The following is a 21,014-nucleotide window of genomic DNA, read 5'->3' as shown; positions in this document are numbered from 1 at the left end:
GATAATTTAGATGAGCACAGTACAAGTTCCAGAACATTTTATTACCAACGGGTCATCAGGGTGTTTATATCATCAGGGTACCCGTAAACTGGTTCAAAGATGATAGATATTCATGGTTCTTTAAAACGAACGATTTATGGCACTTTAAAAAAATAGATATTATTTTTTGTATGTACCGGTCGATATGTAGAAGAAAGGTTAATAATCAAATCATAATGAGTTCAATTCTAACTGATAGGAATCAAGTATGTTGCTTGGTAAGGACTTAAGGTAAATTTGTGTAGTACTTAATTTGTTGTGACCCATCATAGCGGAAATTGCCTCTAAAGGAACTTTTTTGAACATAGCATGTGTTGCAAAGCTATGTCTGGATACATAGGAGGTCAAACGTTCTTCAATATCACACTTTTTCGCTATTTCTTTTAGCCCAATATTATACCTTCTCAGTTCCCATTGAGCATCTTTGTACTGTAACTCTAATGTGTCTCTATAGATTACAGGTAATAAAAAACCAGATGGATTGGGATGATCCATGTAGTATTGAATTATGGGTTTAATCTGATTTGTAATAACTATATCATAGCGTTTTCCTGTTTTCCGTCTTTGAAATTTGACGCGACCATCGATAATATTATCTCTTCTCAAAAAAGCCATATCAATAAATGACATGCCTAACATGAGGTAGGAGAGGACAAAGTAATTTCGATAGTGAAAATGCTTGGAACCTATCTCCGTTTTCATTTCGAGTATTTTCTTTATACTCTCAATTTTAATTGCTCTTTTTTCCGTGGGTTTTGTTTTAATGGTGTAGTATTTAAAAGGATATAGGGATTCATCAACCATGCCTTCCTTGATGCCCTTGTTGTAAATTGCCTTTATTGTTCTCATGTAAGATGCTATTCCATTAACGGAATTACCCGGTTTTGATAAATGGTGTCTTTCAAATCGTTTTAAGAATTCAATGTTGAGCTCATTGAATTTTAAATCCCTGTTGTTTGTAAATCCTTTTAATCTGCCAATGATTCCCGAGTAGTTTCTGGATGTTCCAATTCGTTTTTCTTTTTTAAGCTCTTCAGCCTTTTTAAGACCAAATTCATAGAAGGATTTGAATCGCTTTCGGTTAACGATTTTATCAGCAATGTCTTTGGCGGTAAGTCTATCCAATTGGTCATTATCGGCGAGTTTGTTGATTACCTCTTGAGCCTTGATTTGTTTTTTCAATAAAAGGGTATTCACCAGGTGAACTGAGTCAACATCTGGAAAATTTCTTTTTACTTTACATCTGTGATGATCCCAGTATTCCTCTGGCACATAATGGCCTGTTTTTATCGAAGTGGTTTTTCTAAAATGGGTCAGCCTCAAAATGATGGGGAAACATCCATTTTGGGTCATTCTACGGGTGTCCAAACTTAGTTTTATACTCGTGTTCATGAACATAAGTTATAAAAAAAATTGCACGCAATTTGCACGCAAAAAGTTGGTTTCAATTGATTTTGTTTGACGACAAAATTTATTAAAATACTGATAATCAATAAAATATGTGATTTTTAAAATTTGCTTGTACCCCATTCGACGACGCTGTTAATCAGAGGGTCCTTGGTTCGAGCCCAAGAGGGGGAGCTTCAAAACAAAAAACGTCACCAAAAGGTGGCGTTTTTGTTTTAATGCCGTTTTGGGAGAGAAGTTTACCCTGAGCAAAGCCGAAGGGAGCCCAAGAGGGGGGGGCACCGATTAGTAAGGCTTCAGAGAAATTAAACTCTGAAGCCTTTTTTATTTGTATACAACTTCAGCATTTGGATATGGTAATCCAAAACAAATGCAGGGTTTTTAATCCCCCTCACTCTCGCAAGTTTATTTCGATAAGCTCGATACAGGTGTAACTTGTGTCAAGTATGAGTTAGGTGGAATAAAACGATGAACCCATGACAACACATCATGGGCTTAGTTTAATCATATTTGGATTAGATGAACCGTTTATGAGGTATTTGCGCCTAGAACTTGTTGGTCTATTCCAACCTTTGAATAAAAATGGTGGCTTCCAAATAATTTTTTCGAGTGCGGTAATTCTTTTGTTTTCTAAAATCCACATGGGCAATCTGGCCAAAACTGGATTGTTGCTCAAGGGTATGGATAAGCTTTATTAAAGAAGTAAAAGGCCCCCGTATGGTAAAATTATAGGTGTTGGTTAATGTCCCGTTTATTTCGGAAACATGGGGCGGATTAAAATCAATGACCTTTAGGTCATTTTTTTCAACTTCCCGGTTGACCGTACGCAACAGGTCATTTTCCAAGGAAGTGTTATTGAGGTTTAAATGTTGTAACAACGAGTCCAAGTGGTTCTCTTTTTTGGATAATAGGGATAGTTGTTGGGGCACGGCCCTGAACAATTGTTCTTCTTGGCTCAGCCTTTGGTATTCTTTCCGTAGGGCCAAGGTTTTGGAAACGGCCAGCTTATAACAGAGGAGCATTGCCAAACAAAAACCCAATAGTAACAAAGTATTTTTGTTTTTAAGATTTTTCCACATGGATCCGTATTTTAAATGTTGAACTTGTGGAGTTTCTGTAATCATAATCCATGGTTTCCACAGCTTTGATCCAGTCAATGCCTTCCAATCTTTGGATCCAATCTGAAAATTCCTCACTTTGGGTGCAGGTACCCGTGACCAATAGGTTATTGAAATCCAATTCAATAGGTTTCGATTCCTGTACGGGCTTTTTAAGTGGTTGGTATTGCAGTTCTGTTAGCAAAATGTGTTGTGGAATGCTTGCGGCTATTTTATCCAAGTAAAAAGATGTTCTTGAATTGGAGGTTGAGAGCACGGCCTCAACTTTTTTCTCTTTTTCGGCAACCCTATCTTGAACCAGAGTAAGGCTTTTTCTGGTCTCGTTATCAAAAGCCAGTTTTTCCTGTACGGTTTGGGTTTTATTGAAGTAAGAATTGAAGACCAAAAAATTGACCAGCAACACAAATAGCACAAAAATCAAAGAGGCACGGAGGGATAGACCAAAGATTCTATTGTTCTTAAACTCATATTGTAGCTTTTGAACGGTATGTTCAAAATTGGTCCTATCCGGAAGAGCTGGGGATAGAAAGCCTAAAATTCCAGAAAAGGCCAATAAGGCAGAGCTTTCTATATCCAATCCATCGATGGTATAAGTAGCAGGAGAATGCACATGGGATTTTGTTAAGGCAAACCCAGATTCATTGGTACCTTTCAAAGTAATTTTTTCAGTACAGGTATGAACCGTATCCTCGTTAATATGATTTAAGACCAGTTCCAATGGACTTATGCCCAAGGATACTCCCACAACGTTTAGTTTCATCTCCTTCAATTGAACAAGATAATCGTCCACCACAGTATTTTTTGCAATGCTTACAATTTGGTGCCCCTGTAGTTTTGCAATCTGAAAATAGAAATTTTCAAAGTTGAGGCCTGGAAACAATTGTTCAACGGCAGCTTTACCCTTAAGGGTAGTATTCTGCTTTGCTGTTTTGGTAATTACCCCACCGGTATTGTATACCAAATAAATGGGAGCTGAAGGTTGAGCTATCTTTTGAAGCCGGGAAAGTACATTGAACTCATGGTGTTCAGAAACAATGAGCTCTTTTCCTTTGATACGGGTTTCTATAAATTGAAAGTTAGTAGTGCCATCCCGTTCACAAATTTCCAAACCTTGGAATACATTTCCCTTTTTCAAATATGTTTTTAAAGCGTCTAGCACTAGTAAATCACCGTGGGTTTAATCAAAATAGTTAGTTTCTGTTTTCTATCTTCCCTTTTTCGTTTGCTGAACAACCATTTAATGACAGGGATTCTGGCCAGAAAAGGAACACCACTACCAGAATCATTTTTCACTTTCTCTTCCAATCCACCCAAGATGGCCAAATCTTGGTTTTGCATTCTAATGATGGAACTGAATTCCCTGGATGTTAGCCCGGGAGGAGCATCCTCATCAATACGTTCGGAGCTAAAATCAGATTGTATTACATTGATGTCCAAGGTTACCTGCCCATTACCTGAAACCAAGGGTTTTATACTTACGGCCAATTCAGCATCAATAGGTTGAAAGTTGCGTATTTCTGAAGCTGTGGGTATTTGTGACCCAAAAAAGTTCTGACTGGTAACCACGTAGTATGTGGTTTCACCTATGGAAAGGTTGGCACGGTGTCCATTTAAGGTAGAAAGTTTGGGGGTGGATTTGATTTTAATATTTCCGTTGGCCTCCATAGCTTTGATGGTGGCAAAAAACTCTGGCACCACTTTACCAATATTGAACGACCCAAAACCATCAAAGCCACCAATAATTTTGTTGACTGTTTTGGCGCCCAATGTCAAATCTGTTGAAGGAAAAATTGCTCCGGAGGTTTCAACTGGCTCATCTCCTATTCCCCAGCTAATACCCGTCTCTATGGTTGCTGATTTTGTTACTTCGATTAGCATAACCTCGATCAAGACTACCGGAACGGGCTTGTCAATCTGTTTTACAAATTTTTTAAATCTATTTATACTGGTAGCTGGCCCGCTGACTAAAAAACTATTAAGTTCATAATCGATTTTGATATCTAAATCTGCAACCACATCATCTGGCAAAATATTGACAATAGCTTCGGCATTGGAGGAATAATCACCAAATTGATTGTTTTGGGTATTGATTCTTCGTGTTGTGTTGGTATTTTGCCTTAAGTTCCCCTGATTGTTTCCAAAGCCGTTGGTTCCATTTTGAAAGCCACCTCCAAGATAATTGACACCACCCTGAATGGTCCTTCCGGCTGACCTGCCATAACCAGAGGATTGCATGGGATCACCCAAAAGTTCCACGGAACGATGCATCATTTGCACTATTTCCAATTTCCTAACACTCAACTGGTCGGCAGTACCAAAAAAATAGCGGTCGTTTTCTTTTTTAAAGGTAAAACTCGTATTGTTTTGAGAAGGTGAGGGGAGTGAGGTTGCCCTGCTTTGGTTTTGGTTGCGGTTTCTGTTTTGTGGCTGCCTATTTTGCTGACCATTTGTGGCCGCACCAACAGAAGGCTGAACCGCTTCACTTTCAAATATTTTTGTCAATAGTTCATCATAATAAATTTGCTTTGCCTTGAATGTTATATTCCCGGCTTGGGTCAGTGGTGTGGCCATATAAACATCCAAGTCTAAATCTAGACTAATTTCTTGGACTATATTGGCAATAGGGGCATTTACAAAATCTACATCCAATATTCTATTAAGGGTGTCCAACACCTGGTAATAAAAGTTTTCACCTGAACCACCCCTTCGTGAGTGCCCCTGACTTGTCTTTTCATTAGTGTTTGCTCGGTCAAAAAGGTAGAATCCATCTCTGGACTTGGAGTAGATAAGATTATTGGCCTCGGCCATATTCTTCATGGCAAGGTCAAAGGGAACATCCTTAATGTAAAGTGACAACGGAATATTTTCCATTCCCTTGGAATACAAAAGGTTTTGCCCAGAAACATCGATGATTTTTCGAAATACTTTTCCCAGCGGGTCGCCTTTTAAGTCCATGGAGATAAGATTGTTCAGAGCATCAAAACTTGCAAGTACTTCTTTTTCCGGAATAATTTCAGGCGGTGGTTGATATTTTAGAATGGAAAGAATATTTCCTGTGAAATTGATATCCAAATCGTATTGTTTGCACAGGAAAACCAAGAGATCGGCAACGGTAACATTGGAGAAATTATTTACAATGTTTATACCTTGCAAACTTGGGTCAATGTTGATATTTATCTTGTGAACTTGTGAAACGGCTAGAAGAAAATTGGATAATGAGACACTGTTTACATTGATATCGAGTTTTAGGTTTTCAGAAAGTCCCGGATTGTCAACGGCCAATGCCTCCAGATTGTTTTGAATGCTTTGTATGCGAGCTTCTTCTTCCTGCGAAAATGCAAAAAGGGATAAGAATAAAAAAATCAATAATAGGTTCTTCTTCATGCGATTAATTGGTTAATAGGGGGTATATTTCCTCAACTGAGGTAACGCCCTTTTCCACAAGGGAAAGCGCATTGTCCTTTAAGGTCATTATTTGTTGTTCTTCTAAATATTCCTGGATGTCTAGCACATTGTTCTTAATATGTGGAATCAATGCTTTGTTGATAGGTATTATCTCATAAATGGCTTTTCTTCCACTGTAGCCGGTATGATGGCAGGATTGACATCCAACAGGTGAAAAATGAAATTTCAGTTCTTTTGGAGGATTGAAGCCTTGAGGGAACAATCCTTTTTCAATAGTGTCCTTTCTTTTGCATTGGGTACAGAGCTTTCTAACCAAACGTTGCGCAACACTTATATTTAATGTGTTTGCAATAAGAAATGGAGGAATGCCCATATCAATCAATCTTGAAATCGTAGCCCATGCAGAATTGGTATGAATGGTAGAAAGTACCAAGTGACCGGTTAAGGCAGCCCTAATGGCCATATTGGCAGTTTTTACATCCCTAATTTCCCCAACCATAATAATGTCTGGGTCTTGACGCAAAAAAGTCCGTAGGGCACTGGCAAAGTCCAATCCTATGTTTTCTTTCAATTGTACTTGGTTGACTCCTTCCAAGGTATATTCAATAGGGTCTTCTATGGTAAGGATGTTGGTCTTGGCATTGTTCAACAACTTTAAGGTGGCATAGAGGGTAGTGGTTTTTCCTGAACCCGTTGGACCGGATATCAGGATAATCCCATTAGGGTTTTTGATTCCTTCCTTATACCTGCCAAGCTCGGGGATATTAAAACCCAAATCTTCCAAACTTACCGATTGGGTGTCTTTGTTCAAGATTCGCAGCACAATTTTTTCACCAAAAAGTGTGGGGAGCGATGAAACCCTGATATCAAATTCCATATCATTATACTTAACGGTAATTCTTCCATCCTGGGGCAATCGCTTTTCCGCAATATCCAAATCGGCCCTTATCTTGATTTTGTTTACAATGGTTGGATACTCATTTATGGGTACATTGAACTGCTCTACCAATTTTCCATCCAATCGAAAACGAACCCTGCATAGAGTTTCATAAGGTTCAAAATGGATGTCACTGCTCCCAATGGACTTGGCATTGATCAATATTTTTTCCAGAAAGTCAGGAGTATAATGCAGCTCACTATTTTGACTTGTTTGTGCCTGTCGGTAGTTAGCCGTCAAAAAATCTTGGAGCAGTTTGGTTTCAAGAATTTCCAACTTCAAGGGAAACTCCAAAACAATCTGTAATTCAGATAAAAGCTCTTTTGGGGAGTTTGAATCTGTATAAAAAGTTAGGACTCCAGCAGAACGTTCTTTTGGTACAATTCTATAATGGAATGCTTGCTCCGCAGAAATACTTTGCGCAAGTTCAGGTGCTAATTGTAATCCCTTTTCTTTAATATCCATATAATGGGGGAGATATGAAGATTAAACTATAGCCGAATACCAAAATGAGAAAAGCCCCCATTAACCCTGCCAGAGGAACCGTTTTGAGCCGTAATTTTTTTTTGAATACCAGAAATACAAGCAGCGCAAATAAAATGGCATTGGAAAAAAGGATAACAAACGTAAATGTTGGAAACCCCAAAGCAAATGCATAAAAAAAGAGAATGTCACCTAACCCTAAGCTATAATCCAAAAATTTCTTTTTGGCAATGGTACGGGTGAATATATATAGAGTGCATATGATCAAGGAAACAAACGATGCATTTAAGGAGATGTAACTTAGAAAAACCCAAGGCTCTACAGTGTTCAAGAAATGAATAAGCCCTAGAAGTAGCATAGTCAATGGAAAAAGCCACCAATACACTTTCCGTTCCTTAAAATCTTGAAGGGCAATGTAGCCTAAACAAACCATGGTCAAAACTGTTAGTGCAGCGGTCAATCCTTTATAACTTGTATTGGATTTCCATTTTCATCGATTTCCCAAACATTAAACACGCCATCTCCATCAAAATCGGTAATGGACTCTGCCCTTGCCTTAAAGGTGGCGTTATCAGCACTGAGAATTTCATACACGTAATTGGCCGTTCCATTTTCCCTTACTGTTCGGGGTGGTTCAAAGTCCAGTTCTCCCATCACATTGGAATATTTGCTATTCATGTACCTATAGGTGGTCTGTGCATTGTAAATAGCTTTTAACTGCACTTGGGCTTCTACACTTTTGGCCTTTGAAATCAAGGGCATAAGATTAGGAAGTGCCAACAAGAGCAATATGCCTATTATGGCAAGGACTATGAGGGTTTCTTGTAGATTTATAGCGTGAATCTTTGTTTTGGGGAATGGTGGGGTCTTTGATTTTTCCATATTAAGTGTTATTCCAAAGATATGTTTTTACTTATGGCGAAGCACAAACGGTATCTTACTTGAAATGTAATTTTTTTCTGGTAAATATCTATAGAATATTCAATAAATCTTTTAAGATTAACAATCTAAAAAGTTATTAACAGTGCAAGGGATGATTTAAGTTTTTAATTTTCAGCAAGTTGAAAGGCGAGCGGAACTTCATTAATTGCATTGATAATGAATCATTGTAAATAAACAGGAAAAAGGTTTAAAAATAAATGGTAAATTTCTTACAGAAATTACAAATTAACCCTAATTCAATTTTATACAATGACAACAACCTCTTCCAAAAAAACTGCCCTACTATCCATTCTCTTCAAAACATTTATTCAAAATTGTCCCGGTACTCGCTCCTGTATAGTACAATCTGGATAATCTTAATATAGGTATCATTTTGTTGGGGCAAAAAGAAACATTGGCGCCTAAAATTTGAGTTAATGTACAAAGCGACCGAAAAAATAACTCTGCTTTTTTGACATGTTTACAGAATCTTGTGAAATAACTTATAACTAAAATTATGATTGCCATCAAACTTTTGAGAGTTGCAAAATCAACTTTCGGTTTCATGGATTGTTTACGATGTATGATATCGTATACTGTGAAACACGCTCTTCATATTCTTGTATTGAAGTTGTGTTTTGTAAGTAACTTTTCAAATGCCCAGGAACTGCATACCCAAGCAAATGCAGCAAGTATCAACAATGAAGCCAATGCCGCAACGGGTTGGGGAGGAAATACAACAAACACTTCCGTGACCAATGAAGTCTATTCCGGGTCATATTGCATAAAAGTTGAAGCCCCATCCAATGGCTGGTATAGGGCAGAATACAATTTTGATACAACTCCAGGGCAGCAATACGTAATTAAGCTATATGCAAAGAGCGATAGTCCAAACACCCCTGAAGTTCATTGGAATGGATTGGATGAAGATGGTTACATACCAATAACTACGGAATGGGCTGAGTACTCAATAACAAAGACTGCAAATAGTTCAACAGCCAAAATCCAGATTTACACAGGCGTTCCAGCCACAACAGGAAATACGGTTTACGTTGATAATGTTTCCATCACACCTGTTGATAATCAATCTCCCATAGCACCCACGTTTTCTAGCACACACCAAACAGATACCACCGTTGACCTCTCATGGAGTGGCGCTTCAGACAATGTGGGTGTTACAGGATATAAGATATTCAAGGACAATGTCCTCGAGATCACTCTGGGCAATGTGGGGACCTATCAAATGACAGGACTTTCCGCAAGTACCAACTATGATTTTGCCGTCAAGGCTCTTGATGCTGCCGGAAATGAAAGTACAGCGAGCAACATATCAGTAACAACTAATACAAGTTCAGGAGGGGGAGGTGGATCCGGAAGTTCGGTATGGTCGGAGAGCAATTCCGTGGCCAGTTACAATGGTAATGTGGCCATAGGTACAAGCTCAGTGCCATCTGGTTATAAACTTGTGGTGGATGGACATATTCGCACCCGCGAGATCCGGGTGGACCAAGATACCTGGCCGGACTATGTTTTCAAAGAAGATTATGACCTACCCACCTTAGAGGAAATTGAAAGGTATATAAAAGAAAGGGGGCATTTGCCCAATATCCCATCCGCCAAGGAAGTGGAAACCAATGGTATTGAGCTTGGGGAGATGGACAAACTGCTCTTGGAAAAGATTGAAGAACTTACACTGCATACTATTGCGCTTCAAAAAATTCTTAGGAAACAACAGAAGCTGATAGAACTGCAACAACAACAAATATGGAGACTCCAGAACTAGGTTTCCAGCTTAAAAAGTACAGCAGCTAATAAACAAGACATGAGAAGGACAATCTTAATCAATTTAACTATCCTTTTTATCCTATCGGGTAATTTGGTCAATGCAAACACCAAAACTATATTGGAAAAGGAGACCATTGCTGAGGATATGTTTGCATTCCCAGGTTGGAACCGTAAACAGCCTATTACAATTCAGGCCAGCCAAGTTGCAGGATCTGGCAATCTAACAGATTTTCCGGTACTGATTACCTTAAATCATCTAAACAACGAGATTGTAGACGGCGGAGCCAACTCAGCACTGGACGGTGGTGGGGACATTAGATTTTCCAGTGATGCTGCAGGCAATAATCAATTGGCCATTGAAGTGGTGGATTTTGTTATTAGTTCCACTCCTGCTAACCGGAGATGTCAGATATGGGTAAAGGTGCCTAGTCTATCGGCGACCTCAAATACAACAATATATATATGGTATAATAAAGCTGGTGAAGTACAACCTGCGGCAACATCCTCCTACGGCAGTGAAGCAGTTTGGTCAAGTTATAGCGCTGTATGGCATATGGACACAGACCCTTCAGGAACCATACCAGATGCTAGTGGCAACGGGCATTCGCTAAGCAGTGAGGGGTACATGAATCACTACGACCTGAAACCTGGCACCATAGGTAATGCCATAGAGTTTGATGGCATAAATGATCAAATGTTGATAAATGGCAATCTCACCTACGGCAATTCTTTTTCTTTTTCTGTTTGGTTTAACTGGAACCAGCCGGCTGCTACTCACAACTATTCTGGTATTTTAACCAACAAATCCCCATGGGATGGGTTTTGGACAACATCAGATGGTGGGAATCGTGCAGTTTTCTACGATGGAACCCAAGAATTTACCCCTCCCGGAAGCGTTTCTTCAAATGCGTCCACCCGATATGATTTTGTTGCCACCAATGGGGATATTGAACAATTCATAAATTCCGTTTCCATAGATAGTAATACTCAAGCCTCGGACGGTGGCGCTTTTGATCATGTTGGCTCAGAGGGAGATTCCGGATACTTTCCTGGGTGGATAGATGAGCTTAGAGTGGACAGTATGAGTAGAAGCTCGGGTTGGTTGACCACTGAATATAACAATCAATTAAATCCTGCGACTTTTGCTACAGCCGGAACTCCGGAAAACGTTTCAGGAAGTACTGACACCCAACCGCCATCTACTCCGACCAACCTTTCAAGTGTTGGGAACACGGACACCACCGCCGACCTTTCTTGGAACTTGGCTACGGACAATATAGGAGTAACAGGGTATAAAATTTTCAAGGATGGAACCCTTGAGGCCACCTTGGGCAATGTAACCACATATCAGGTGACCGGGCTCGCAGCAAGCACCACCTATGGTTTTATGGTGACCGCTTTGGATGCTGCAGGTAACGAAAGTGCTCCAAGTAGCACCATTTCTGTTACCACAGACTCTTCTTCAGGTGGAGGAGGTTCCGGGGGTTCTGTTTGGTCTGAGTCCAATTCAGTGGCAAGCTACGCCGGTGACGTGGCCATTGGCACCAACTCGGTACCCGCTGGTTATAAAATGGCCATAGATGGAAAGCTAATCACTGAAGAAGTTAAAGTCCAACTCAGCGGTAACTGGCCCGATTATGTTTTTAAAGAAGGTTATGACCTACCCACTTTGGAGGAAATCCAAAAATATATAAAGGAAAAAGGACGCTTACCAAACATTCCTTCGGCGAAGGAAGTGGAAGCTAATGGTGTTGATCTTGGAGAGATGGACAAACTGCTTTTGGAGAAGATCGAACAACTAATATTGTTTACAATAAAACAACAGCAACTGCTTCAAGAACAACAGAAAGAAATCGAGCATCTCAGTACTCAAAATGAGAAAATGGTACGCTTCGAAAAAGAACTCACTTTGATAAAACAATTGTTAACCCAATCCTCTAAACAATAGAGCAATGAAAAATTCATTTTTGTGCGCCATGGCGCTTTTAATGTCTCTTTTAGCGGTCAATTTTTCCAATGCCCAGGAACTGCACAGTCACAGTAACGCCGCGAGCGTAACCAATGAAAGTAACTCAACCGATGGTTGGGGAGGGGGCACTACCAAAACTGCGGATACTTCAGATCCTTATGATGGCAATTATGCCATGAAGATTGTCTCAACATCATCAAGTACAACAGATCGCAGAGCAACCTATACCTTTTCAGTCGTTGATGGCGAGACGTATAACATTAGTATATGGGCAAAGGAAGGTGCACAAGCGAACGATCCCGCATTTGCATTATGGACAGGTTTTTCTGGATTTTCGACAACACTGATATCTGGAAATACTTGGACAGAATATCCTTTTACCCTTACAGCAAATTCCACTACCGCAACTATTATTGTATTTACTGGTTCTAGCTCAGGGGGTTCTGTGGGAGATGAAGTTTATATAGATAGGGTTACCATAACCCCGCAGTCTCAAGCTGACACCCAGTCCCCGACAACTCCTACGCTTTCTAGCACTGGGCAGACAGACACCACGGCTGAGCTCTCTTGGAGTGGAGCAACAGACAATATCGCTGTTACGGGGTACAACGTCTACCAAGATGGCACCATTGTGGCAAACAATATCAATACAAGTTCCCATCAAGTTACCGGACTAGTGGCCAGTACCACCTACAGTTTTACAGTAACGGCTCTTGATGCTGCCGGAAATATGAGTACAGTTAGCAATACGGTCTCTGTGACCACTGATTCAAGTTCCGGGGGAGGGGAAGGATCGGGAAGCTCTGTTTGGTCAGAGGCCAACTCCATTGCCAGTTATAGTGGAGAAGTGGCAGTTGGGACAGCAAGCGTACCAACGGGATACAAAATGGCCATTGATGGCAAATTGATTACGGAAGAGGTCAAAGTACAACTTAGTGGCAATTGGCCCGATTATGTTTTTAAAGCAGGTTATGACCTCCCCACTCTGGAAGAAATACAAAAGCATATTAAGGAAAAAGGGCATTTGCCTAACATTCCATCAGCAAAGGAAGTAGAGGTCAACGGTGTGGAACTAGGGGAGATGAACAAACTGTTATTGGAGAAGATAGAAGAATTGACACTGTATATTTTCCAGTTAGAATGGAAGAACAAAGAGATTGAAAAACGATTAAGTCTAATAGAAAACGATTAAAAAAAATGAAAAAGATAATAATTCTCTTATGCTTTGGATGTTGTTGTCTCTCTTATGCCCAAACAAATCTGGTTCCACCAAGTGCACGTATATCTGAACTCAAAGCGTGGATTGATGCTGAGGAACAGACAGGAGCAAATGGCTCTCTTGTCACAAATGTGACAGACCAGGCCCAAGTGATTTCTGGTATCACAGTGGAAGGGTCAATCGCTTTGAATATTAGAAGTGATGGTAAAAAGGAATTCAGCTTTGCGGGTACAAGTAACGCTATCAATCTGGGCCAGCCTTCGGCATTGGATTTTACCCCAGGCACCGATGAGTTTACAATAATGGGGCTTTTGGGAACAGGAGTTCCGGGTCAAGGTGTTTTAGTGGCGCGCGGAGATGGCAGCACCTGGCAATATGGTATTGATGTTACCAGCAGTAAATTTTGGACTAGTATTGGCCATGCATCATTTAGTTTTTTTAATTCAAGCACGGGTCTAGTAAATGAGAATATCCACTTCACGCTTGTGGTCAAGCAAACAGAATCCAGTCTGTATATTGATGGACAACTAATTGAAACAAGGGATGCTACCAGTGTTGGGAATAGTACTGAAACGGTGGATGTTTTGATTGGAGCACACAGAAATTCTGGCAATTCCGGTCTCTATTGGGAATACTCTGACCACATCAGAAACATAGGGATATTTAGCAAAGCCCTCTCGACTTCTGAAATTCAGGCTATTTATACAGATCTTACAAATTCATCAAGTGACACCCAATCTCCAACTGCACCAACCATTTCAAGCACTGGAAAGACTGACACCACTATAGACCTTTCCTGGAGTGGAGCCACAGATAATGTTAGTGTAACAGGATATAAGATTTTTAAAGATGGGAATCTTGAAGTCACTTTGGGCAATGTAACCGCCTATCAAGTGACCGGGCTTACAGCGAGTACGTCTTACAATTTTACGGCAACTGCCTTGGATGCTACTGGGAATGAAAGCTCGTCCAGCAGTGCAATTTCTGTTACGACCGATTCCGGTTCGGATGGGGGAGGCTCTGGAGGTTCCGTTTGGTCAGAAGCCAATTCAGTGGCTAGCTATTCGGGTAATGTGGCCATAGGTACAAACTCTGTGCCATCAGGCTATAAACTGGCTGTAGATGGGCATATCCGTACCCGTGAGATTCGGGTGGACCAGGATACTTGGCCCGATTATGTTTTTAAAGCAGGTTATGACCTCCCTACTCTGGAAGAAATCCAAAAGCATATCGATGAAAAAGGGCATTTGCCTAACATTCCATCAGCAAAGGAAGTAGAGGCCAACGGGGTGGAACTTGGAGAGATGAACAGATTGCTCACGGAAAAAATAGAAGAGCTCACGCTTTACCTTTTGCAACAGCAAACAGAACTGAAGAAACAAAAGTCTATAAACCAAAAGCTAGAAAAGCGCCTTAATCGATTAGAAAATTTACTCAAAACCAATGAACAATAAGAAAATCAAAACTCAAAGTAAGTCAGAAAATAACATGAACAAACTTCCATTATACATATCCATTCTGGCACTGATAGCGGGTTGTGCGACCTTTTTTCTGTCACTTTCAAAATCTGAATTGGTTTATGTTGACATCAATAAATTGATAGAAGGCTATGAGCGTACCAAAACTGAAAGGGAAGCCTTCAATAAAAAGGCCAATACCCTAAAAGCCAATGTAGATAGTTTAATGGTTGATTGGCAGAATGAGTTGAAAACCTATGAAAAAGAACGACTTTCCATGACAAAGAAAGAACTGGATTTAAAACAGGAACTATTGCAGGGCAAACAACAACAGATAAACAACTATCAACAGGCCACTCAAAAGCAGATTAAGGAAGAGGATCAAAAAATGACCCAGACCATAATCAATGACATTAATGATTATGTAAAAGAATATGGCAAAAAAGAAGGGTATCGTATCATTTTTGGTGCGAAAGGCAGTGGTAATATAATGTATGCCGAGGATGTTTCCGACCTCACCCAGACAATTTTGGAAGGACTTAACGCTGAATACCTAGGAAGTTAATATGAGAGGATTATTTGCATTTAGCTTGATTTTGCTCATTGGCTGCGGCCAAAACACCTTCGATTCGGAAAAGGAGCTGTTGGCCTACATCAAAAACACGGATAATGGCTATCGGTATGAAAAGGTCATTGGGAATGTTGTGTATACACTCACTTACAGACCTACGGATATAATTGTGAAACAAGAACTGGACAATAACCATTCTTCTACAAATGTGGAAGACCTAAGAAAGAAGTATGGGGATTATTTATACTTCAATTTGGGTATGAAGGCCAATAACCAAGAATTGTTGAGCAGCCGGATGGGAGGTCGAGCCGCTTTTGGAGCCATGGTAAACCAATTGGTCTTTGGCATGGGGGAAAAAGTGCATCTCATAAGCCAGAAAAGGGATACCATACCCATGGCAGACTACATCTATCCGCGAACTTATGGAATGTCGAATAGCACCAACATTTTACTAGTGTATCCAAAGAATAAGAAGCTTTTATCTGAAGATTTCTTTCATATTACCATTGAAGATTTAGGTCTGTCCACGGGTGAGATTGGTTTTAAGATTCCCGTGAAACCCTTAGAGAATGAACCACAAATAAATTTCGAAAACACCTTATAAGATGAATCGCCCAAAACACAGAAAAAAACAACGGACCATGCAAAAAACGAAATTTTCGCACAAAATAATGGCGGTATTCCTAACACTGACATTTATGCCAAGCATTCTGCCTGTAAACTTGTTATATGCCTCCAATAATGGGCCGACTGCCCCTGAGGCAGCAAGTTTTGAGCCTGTGGATGCCACTGACATGGTCAATTTGGCGACAGGAGATTTAAGCTATGTGCTCCCTTTGCTCAACGTTCCCTCTCCGGAAGGTGGATACCCTTTAGCATTGTCTTATCATGCTGGTATTGCCTTGGATCAAGAAGCTTCGTGGGTTGGTTTGGGTTGGAACGTTAATCCTGGAGCTATAAATCGAAGTGTAGTTGGTGTGCCAGACGACTGGAAGAACGGTTTAAAATCTAAAATTTCTTTTGACGCCGGCGGAACAACAACTATTGAAAACCTTAATATGGGCCTTGGGGTATCGGATGATTTAAGTGTGGGTTTAAACTCTACATGGATTACCAACAAAACAGTAGGCGGTGAAAGAAGTGTGGATTTCTCAATCAGAGGCAGTGTCTCGTATAATATGCAGATTGAAAGAACTGATGGTTCTAGCAATGTACTGGGCACTTCTTTTTCACTTGGTAACGATGGCTTTTCTTTGGGTGTTGGAAGTGAAGGTCAAAACTTATTAATTAATAGTACACAAGAGGGCACTGGAATAAGTTTTCGCTCAAGTTTCAAAGGGATTCCGTTAAGTGGCCTTTTTTCCAATTCTGATCAAACCAAGACCTCCGGGTTATTATCAAGTATTCCTCTCACTGATTTTAGAATTTATGCTTTTGCAGGGCCTTTTAAGGCACAATATTCTAAAAACAAATTTAAATACTGGCATTTTGATGAAAAAGACTATTTGGCCACAGGGAGTTTATACTCTGGCAGTTTCGATGATGTTTCATTGGATGACCCACTGTATTTCTATAATGAGTTTGATGCAACGGAAAGCTTGGTTAGTACAGTTGAAAGTGATGCTTCTTTTTCCAGAAATAACCCCGCGTATTTGGCATATGATGGTTATAGCGCAGATGCCCAGGGCTTTAATGGGAGTATTTCTCCTAAATTATTAGAACTGGGAAGACTTCATACATCACGAAATAGGTTGAGCGAAAAATCTTTGTTTTCCAATGTAAATGGGATAGAAAGGGAAGTAGGACTTATTAACGGAAACAAGTATGAAGTACCGGATGCAAATCATGGAACACTAATAAGATCTTCGCTGTTCACAAAAAGTTTAGAAGACCAGAATACCAAACCTCATTTTTATATAGACAATGAGTATTCTTCCTATCATAAAACTAGTATTACAGGAAGGTCAGATTTTTTAACAAACCAAAATGAGGTTGATTATCTGGCAATTATGCAAAATCTGAACTATACTTCCAATACCACTTCAGATGGCTTTAATGCCAGTGAACAGCGATTAAAGAAAAGTAGCTTTATAGAAACATATACCAATAGTGAACTATTACAAAACAGCAATTTAATATTTCAAATTCCTGATTTAGACAGAAATACCATGCCGTCCGATGGCATCGGAGCTTTTAAGGTTACCGCCTCTGATGGAAAAACGTATCATTATTCCATTCCTGTTTACCAAAAGGAAAAAAGTAGGGTGGTAACCAAGTCCGATAAGGACATAAATCTTGAGTATATGGAAGAGCAAGATTTAGAACATTATGCCACGCATTGGTTATTGACTGCGATTACCGGCCCTGATTTTATTGATGATGGGGATAATATTATTGGTGATACGGACCTTGGTTATTGGGTGCGTTTTGACTATGGAAAATGGTCAGATGGTTTTGCTTGGAGAATGCCGAGCTCTGGTTACAATTATACAGATAGTGCAAAAAGCTATACTTGGGGAGTAAAGGATATATATTATTTGAACAGTGTAGTCACCAGAACCCATACCGCACTATTTGTAAAAAAATTCAGGGAGGACAATTACTCCTCCTTAATTTCTATGCAGGACTCAGGGAACCCGATTTATAGGAACAGTATATTGAACGGTGGAGGAAGTAGTTTCACAAGAGGAACGGATGGACTATATTATTGGAAAGGGGCCTATGGTAGATTGTTGCCAACAAAAGATTTATGGAAAGCTTCACAAGCCTATTCCACAATTAGAAGCGAAAACTGGTTCTATGTAAATTCCAAAGCAATTCCAACTATGTTGCTGGATGAAATCATCCTATTGGAAAATCAGAATGTCCCAGTGGGCCTGAATCAGTTGTCTTTGAGTAATGGTAATGGAGATTCGAACAATCCTTTGAACTTAGAAATACACTTGGAAGAAAAAAACACTTACCATTATCAAAGTTCAACTAACAGAGAAACATATGAAGGACCTCGGGAAACCTATGTGCACAATACATATAGAGGTGAATATCAAGACAATCTTTTGGATAGTCAAGACTATGATTTTACAAGTTTAAGGCAAAACGCAATTAAGGTGATTAGTTTTGGTTATAACTATTCCCTTGGAAGAGATGATGCAATTTCCAATGGAAGACTTACTTTGAAAAATGTATTGTTCAAAGGAAAAGAAGGAAAGGCCATTATTCCTCCTTACAGATTTACATACTTTGATGAGACTACCCCACCAATTTCACGTTCCGGATTTGATGATTGGGGGTACTATTCCAACAAACCATATATATGGAGCTTAAAGGAAATTCAGGATCCTTTGGGCGGCACCATAGGGATTGAATACGAATCGGATACGTTTTATGAAAAATCAGTAAACACATCCTATTTGGACAATAATCTTCAGGTAAAATTTGAAGGGACAAATTCAGGGGTCAAACATGTGTCCGTTCGACAAGACCCTGAGATAGCACCGGAACAGCAATTAGACCTGTCCAATTTCTTTGCTGTTGGGGAAAATTATGACTTGGATATCCAATATTATAGAGACCCAAATAATAATGGAGACAACTGGATTGCCGATGTGGCAGGACAGGGATTGGCTACTGAAGTGTCCAGTTCAGTGGTAAAATTTGAAATTCCAACCAATTCCAACAAAACTTGGGTAAGATTGAAAACCAATTGTCATGAGCAAAACTGGGTGTACTATCAGGATGGTGAATACAATCATATTGTTGATGAAACCATTAACTGGAAGGGTGAAGATAGAGAATGGTATTGTGACCCTCCTGGAGATGGAAGTGAAAAAATCAAAATTAGGGTGTTTTTTAATGAAGATGAGCAAAATGGAGGAGGGATTCGAACAAAAAAAATTACGTTGACGGATGAGCTTAATAATACCTTTGAAACACAATACCTATATACAAAACCAGGGACAAATAATATATTGACCAATGTATCTTCGGGGACAACATCCTATGCCCCTACCAGAAAATATCAAAAAGATATTCCTTATTTGGATTTGCAGCCCGCGCCTAGTGTAGTTTATGGGAATGTAAGGGTGATAAACCCTTCAAATACATATACTGATTATAAGTTCAATGTTTTGGAAGAGTTCAATTTAGTGGATTCAGATTTTAACAGTAACATACTTTCAGTTACTTCAAGTCAAGGTGTATCATTAACGGCAAAGCAATCAGATGCGAATCGTCACTTCCAAATTGATGAGAAATTCTTTGAGGTCGAAAACAAATTGTCCTCACTTGGAGTATTGATTTCGAAAACGGAATTCAATAATTATGATCAACAGATTAGTGTTGTTGTCAATTCTTATTTGGATAAAGTAAGCCTTCAAAACGAATATATTACAGAATCTTATGTAAAGGAGGAAGATGTAGTTACCGATGGCCCTGATATACCGGTTAATCTTTCAACTACAAATATCTCTTTTTTGCCAACCGTTTTGGGACAGACAAAAGCGATAAAGGAAGGGCACTCATTTTTAACATCATATGACGCATACGACCTTACCACGGGTATAGCAACTGAAATTGTTACAACCGATTCCAAGGATTTTGAAATTAGGTCAAAAATGATTCCGGCATACCATAATTATCCAGGAATGGGCAGCAAGGTGGATAATCCACAAAACGCTAACATGCTTACCCAAAATGCACTGGACTTAAAACAGATAAAAATTGGACCGGATTGGAGAACCACAGCAGCAAACATAACCACCTGGAATAACGAATGGGAATATTTCAATGAAGCGGGTACGTCCAAAACATTGGAGACTGACCCGTCCAAAAAGATTTGGCGGAAACACCAAGATTTTGTCTGGAATGGAAGTCTGGGGGATAATGGTGTTTTTCAAGATTATGTCGGCGATGATGACAACTTTGTTTGGAGTTTGGGGCAAAACCAAACCAATCCCGATTGGCTTAATGTTGGTTCGACAAATCTGTATGACCATTATTCTTCTCCTCTAGAAATTAGAAACGTAAATGATGACCTTTTTGCAACCAAAATGGGGGATAAGGATTCCAAAGTCTTCGCGATTGGGAATGCCGGATATGAAGAATTGTTTTATTCGGGAGCGGAAGATTTGGATGTAACACAGACCTATTTTGGTGGTGGAGTCCAAAAAGGGAGTGCCACAATATCATCGGATGCCCATACTGGATCGAATGCCCTCGCCATTGGCACCAATCAAGACGGCTATCAAGTTTTGGTAAGGCATGTGGAAAATGGCACAAAAAAGTATAAGGTTTCGCTGTGGGCCAAAAAGGGCACGCATCAAAATACTCGTGTTAAAATAGGGAGCAATACTACAATATCCCATAATGCATATGAAGAAGTTATGGCCGGGAATTGGGTTCAGCTCAATTTCTATGCCGATATCGCAGATAATACTACGGTCGTTGTAACCGCGGATGGAGGAAATACCATAGTGGATGATTTTAGATTACATCCTGTTACCGCTTCCATGACTTCCTATGTGTATAATGAATGGAATGAACTTAGCCATATTATTGGCGCTAACAATATGGCGGTACATTATTTATATAACCCCATGGGAAGATTGAAGCAAACCGAGACAGAAGTAGCTGATTTTAATGGAGATGGCACAGGTGGCTTTAAGAAGTCAAGAGAATATAAGTATACCTATAAATTAAAATAGT

At 39.7% G+C, this 21,014-nt stretch carries 14 protein-coding genes; 7 read left to right on the top strand and 7 right to left on the bottom strand.

The features are described from left to right. Positions 1 to 210: 210 nt before the first annotated feature. The 7 genes from ACOQO1_RS12595 to ACOQO1_RS12565 form a co-directional block, all read right to left on the bottom strand. On the bottom strand, positions 211 to 1,431 hold the full coding sequence (locus tag ACOQO1_RS12595) for a site-specific integrase (protein WP_420603235.1): 1,221 nt from the start codon (positions 1,429 to 1,431) through the stop codon (positions 211 to 213). A gap of 575 nt (positions 1,432 to 2,006) precedes the next feature. Continuing rightward, positions 2,007 to 2,525 carry a hypothetical protein gene (locus ACOQO1_RS12590; protein ID WP_420603234.1) on the bottom strand — a complete coding sequence of 173 codons (519 nt, stop codon included), beginning with the start codon at positions 2,523 to 2,525 and terminating at the stop codon, positions 2,007 to 2,009. Next, a complete protein-coding gene (locus ACOQO1_RS12585) occupies positions 2,509 to 3,699 on the bottom strand; it encodes a hypothetical protein (protein ID WP_420603233.1) in 1,191 nt (396 codons plus the stop codon). The genes ACOQO1_RS12590 and ACOQO1_RS12585 overlap by 17 nt, the downstream gene beginning before the upstream one ends. A gap of 23 nt (positions 3,700 to 3,722) precedes the next feature. After that, positions 3,723 to 5,948, bottom strand: a complete 2,226-nt coding sequence (locus ACOQO1_RS12580) for a type II secretion system protein GspD (protein ID WP_420603232.1) — start codon at positions 5,946 to 5,948, stop codon at positions 3,723 to 3,725. Positions 5,949 to 5,952: 4 nt separating this feature from the next. After that, positions 5,953 to 7,371 (bottom strand): GspE/PulE family protein, encoded by a 1,419-nt coding sequence (locus ACOQO1_RS12575; protein WP_420603231.1) that lies wholly within the window; start codon positions 7,369 to 7,371, stop codon positions 5,953 to 5,955. After that, complete coding sequence (locus ACOQO1_RS12570; protein WP_420603230.1) at positions 7,361 to 7,849, bottom strand: hypothetical protein; 489 nt, start codon at positions 7,847 to 7,849, stop codon at positions 7,361 to 7,363. The genes ACOQO1_RS12575 and ACOQO1_RS12570 overlap by 11 nt, the downstream gene beginning before the upstream one ends. Further along, positions 7,846 to 8,271, bottom strand: a complete 426-nt coding sequence (locus tag ACOQO1_RS12565; RefSeq protein WP_420603229.1) for a hypothetical protein — start codon at positions 8,269 to 8,271, stop codon at positions 7,846 to 7,848. The genes ACOQO1_RS12570 and ACOQO1_RS12565 overlap by 4 nt, the downstream gene beginning before the upstream one ends. A 637-nt stretch (positions 8,272 to 8,908) precedes the next feature. Here ACOQO1_RS12565 and ACOQO1_RS12560 point away from each other — a divergent pair. Genes ACOQO1_RS12560 through ACOQO1_RS12530 form a run of 7 tightly spaced genes read left to right on the top strand, consistent with a single transcriptional unit; the run spans position 8,909 to position 21,013 of the window. Then, entirely contained in the window at positions 8,909 to 10,093 is a 1,185-nt protein-coding gene (locus ACOQO1_RS12560; protein WP_420603228.1) for a fibronectin type III domain-containing protein, read from the top strand. A 39-nt stretch (positions 10,094 to 10,132) separates the two neighbouring features. Further along, positions 10,133 to 12,043, top strand: coding sequence for a DUF2341 domain-containing protein (locus ACOQO1_RS12555; RefSeq protein WP_420603227.1), 1,911 nt, complete (start codon positions 10,133 to 10,135; stop codon positions 12,041 to 12,043). A gap of 4 nt (positions 12,044 to 12,047) precedes the next feature. Continuing rightward, positions 12,048 to 13,256, top strand: a complete 1,209-nt coding sequence (locus tag ACOQO1_RS12550; protein ID WP_420603226.1) for a fibronectin type III domain-containing protein — start codon at positions 12,048 to 12,050, stop codon at positions 13,254 to 13,256. A gap of 5 nt (positions 13,257 to 13,261) precedes the next feature. Continuing rightward, positions 13,262 to 14,737 carry a fibronectin type III domain-containing protein gene (locus ACOQO1_RS12545; protein ID WP_420603225.1) on the top strand — a complete coding sequence of 492 codons (1,476 nt, stop codon included), beginning with the start codon at positions 13,262 to 13,264 and terminating at the stop codon, positions 14,735 to 14,737. Next, positions 14,727 to 15,305: an OmpH family outer membrane protein gene (locus tag ACOQO1_RS12540; RefSeq protein ID WP_420603224.1), complete on the top strand. Its 579-nt coding sequence runs from the start codon at positions 14,727 to 14,729 to the stop codon at positions 15,303 to 15,305. The genes ACOQO1_RS12545 and ACOQO1_RS12540 overlap by 11 nt, the downstream gene beginning before the upstream one ends. 1 nt (position 15,306) lies before the next feature. After that, positions 15,307 to 15,915, top strand: a complete 609-nt coding sequence (locus tag ACOQO1_RS12535) for a hypothetical protein (protein WP_420603223.1) — start codon at positions 15,307 to 15,309, stop codon at positions 15,913 to 15,915. Between the two features lie 37 nt (positions 15,916 to 15,952). Further along, on the top strand, positions 15,953 to 21,013 hold the full coding sequence (locus ACOQO1_RS12530) for a hypothetical protein (RefSeq protein ID WP_420603222.1): 5,061 nt from the start codon (positions 15,953 to 15,955) through the stop codon (positions 21,011 to 21,013). Position 21,014: the final 1 nt, after the last annotated feature.

Source organism: Flagellimonas sp. (genome assembly GCF_965222555.1).
Classification (GTDB): Bacteria; Bacteroidota; Bacteroidia; order Flavobacteriales; family Flavobacteriaceae; genus Flagellimonas.
Note: the sequence above shows the minus strand (reverse complement) of the source record. Positions and strands in the feature narration are given on the sequence as shown.

Excerpts from the sequence above, each read along its gene's own strand:
- ACOQO1_RS12590 (WP_420603234.1), bottom strand. The coding sequence starts at position 2,525 with ATGTGGAAAAATCTTAAAAACAAAAATACTTTGTTACTATTGGGTTTT.
- ACOQO1_RS12530 (WP_420603222.1), top strand. The coding sequence starts at position 15,953 with ATGCAAAAAACGAAATTTTCGCACAAAATAATGGCGGTATTCCTAACA.
- ACOQO1_RS12580 (WP_420603232.1), bottom strand. The coding sequence starts at position 5,948 with ATGAAGAAGAACCTATTATTGATTTTTTTATTCTTATCCCTTTTTGCA.
- ACOQO1_RS12575 (WP_420603231.1), bottom strand. The coding sequence starts at position 7,371 with ATGGATATTAAAGAAAAGGGATTACAATTAGCACCTGAACTTGCGCAA.
- ACOQO1_RS12535 (WP_420603223.1), top strand. The coding sequence starts at position 15,307 with ATGAGAGGATTATTTGCATTTAGCTTGATTTTGCTCATTGGCTGCGGC.
- ACOQO1_RS12550 (WP_420603226.1), top strand. The coding sequence starts at position 12,048 with ATGAAAAATTCATTTTTGTGCGCCATGGCGCTTTTAATGTCTCTTTTA.
- ACOQO1_RS12540 (WP_420603224.1), top strand. The coding sequence starts at position 14,727 with ATGAACAATAAGAAAATCAAAACTCAAAGTAAGTCAGAAAATAACATG.
- ACOQO1_RS12545 (WP_420603225.1), top strand. The coding sequence starts at position 13,262 with ATGAAAAAGATAATAATTCTCTTATGCTTTGGATGTTGTTGTCTCTCT.
- ACOQO1_RS12595 (WP_420603235.1), bottom strand. The coding sequence starts at position 1,431 with ATGAACACGAGTATAAAACTAAGTTTGGACACCCGTAGAATGACCCAA.
- ACOQO1_RS12565 (WP_420603229.1), bottom strand. The coding sequence starts at position 8,271 with ATGGAAAAATCAAAGACCCCACCATTCCCCAAAACAAAGATTCACGCT.
- ACOQO1_RS12555 (WP_420603227.1), top strand. The coding sequence starts at position 10,133 with ATGAGAAGGACAATCTTAATCAATTTAACTATCCTTTTTATCCTATCG.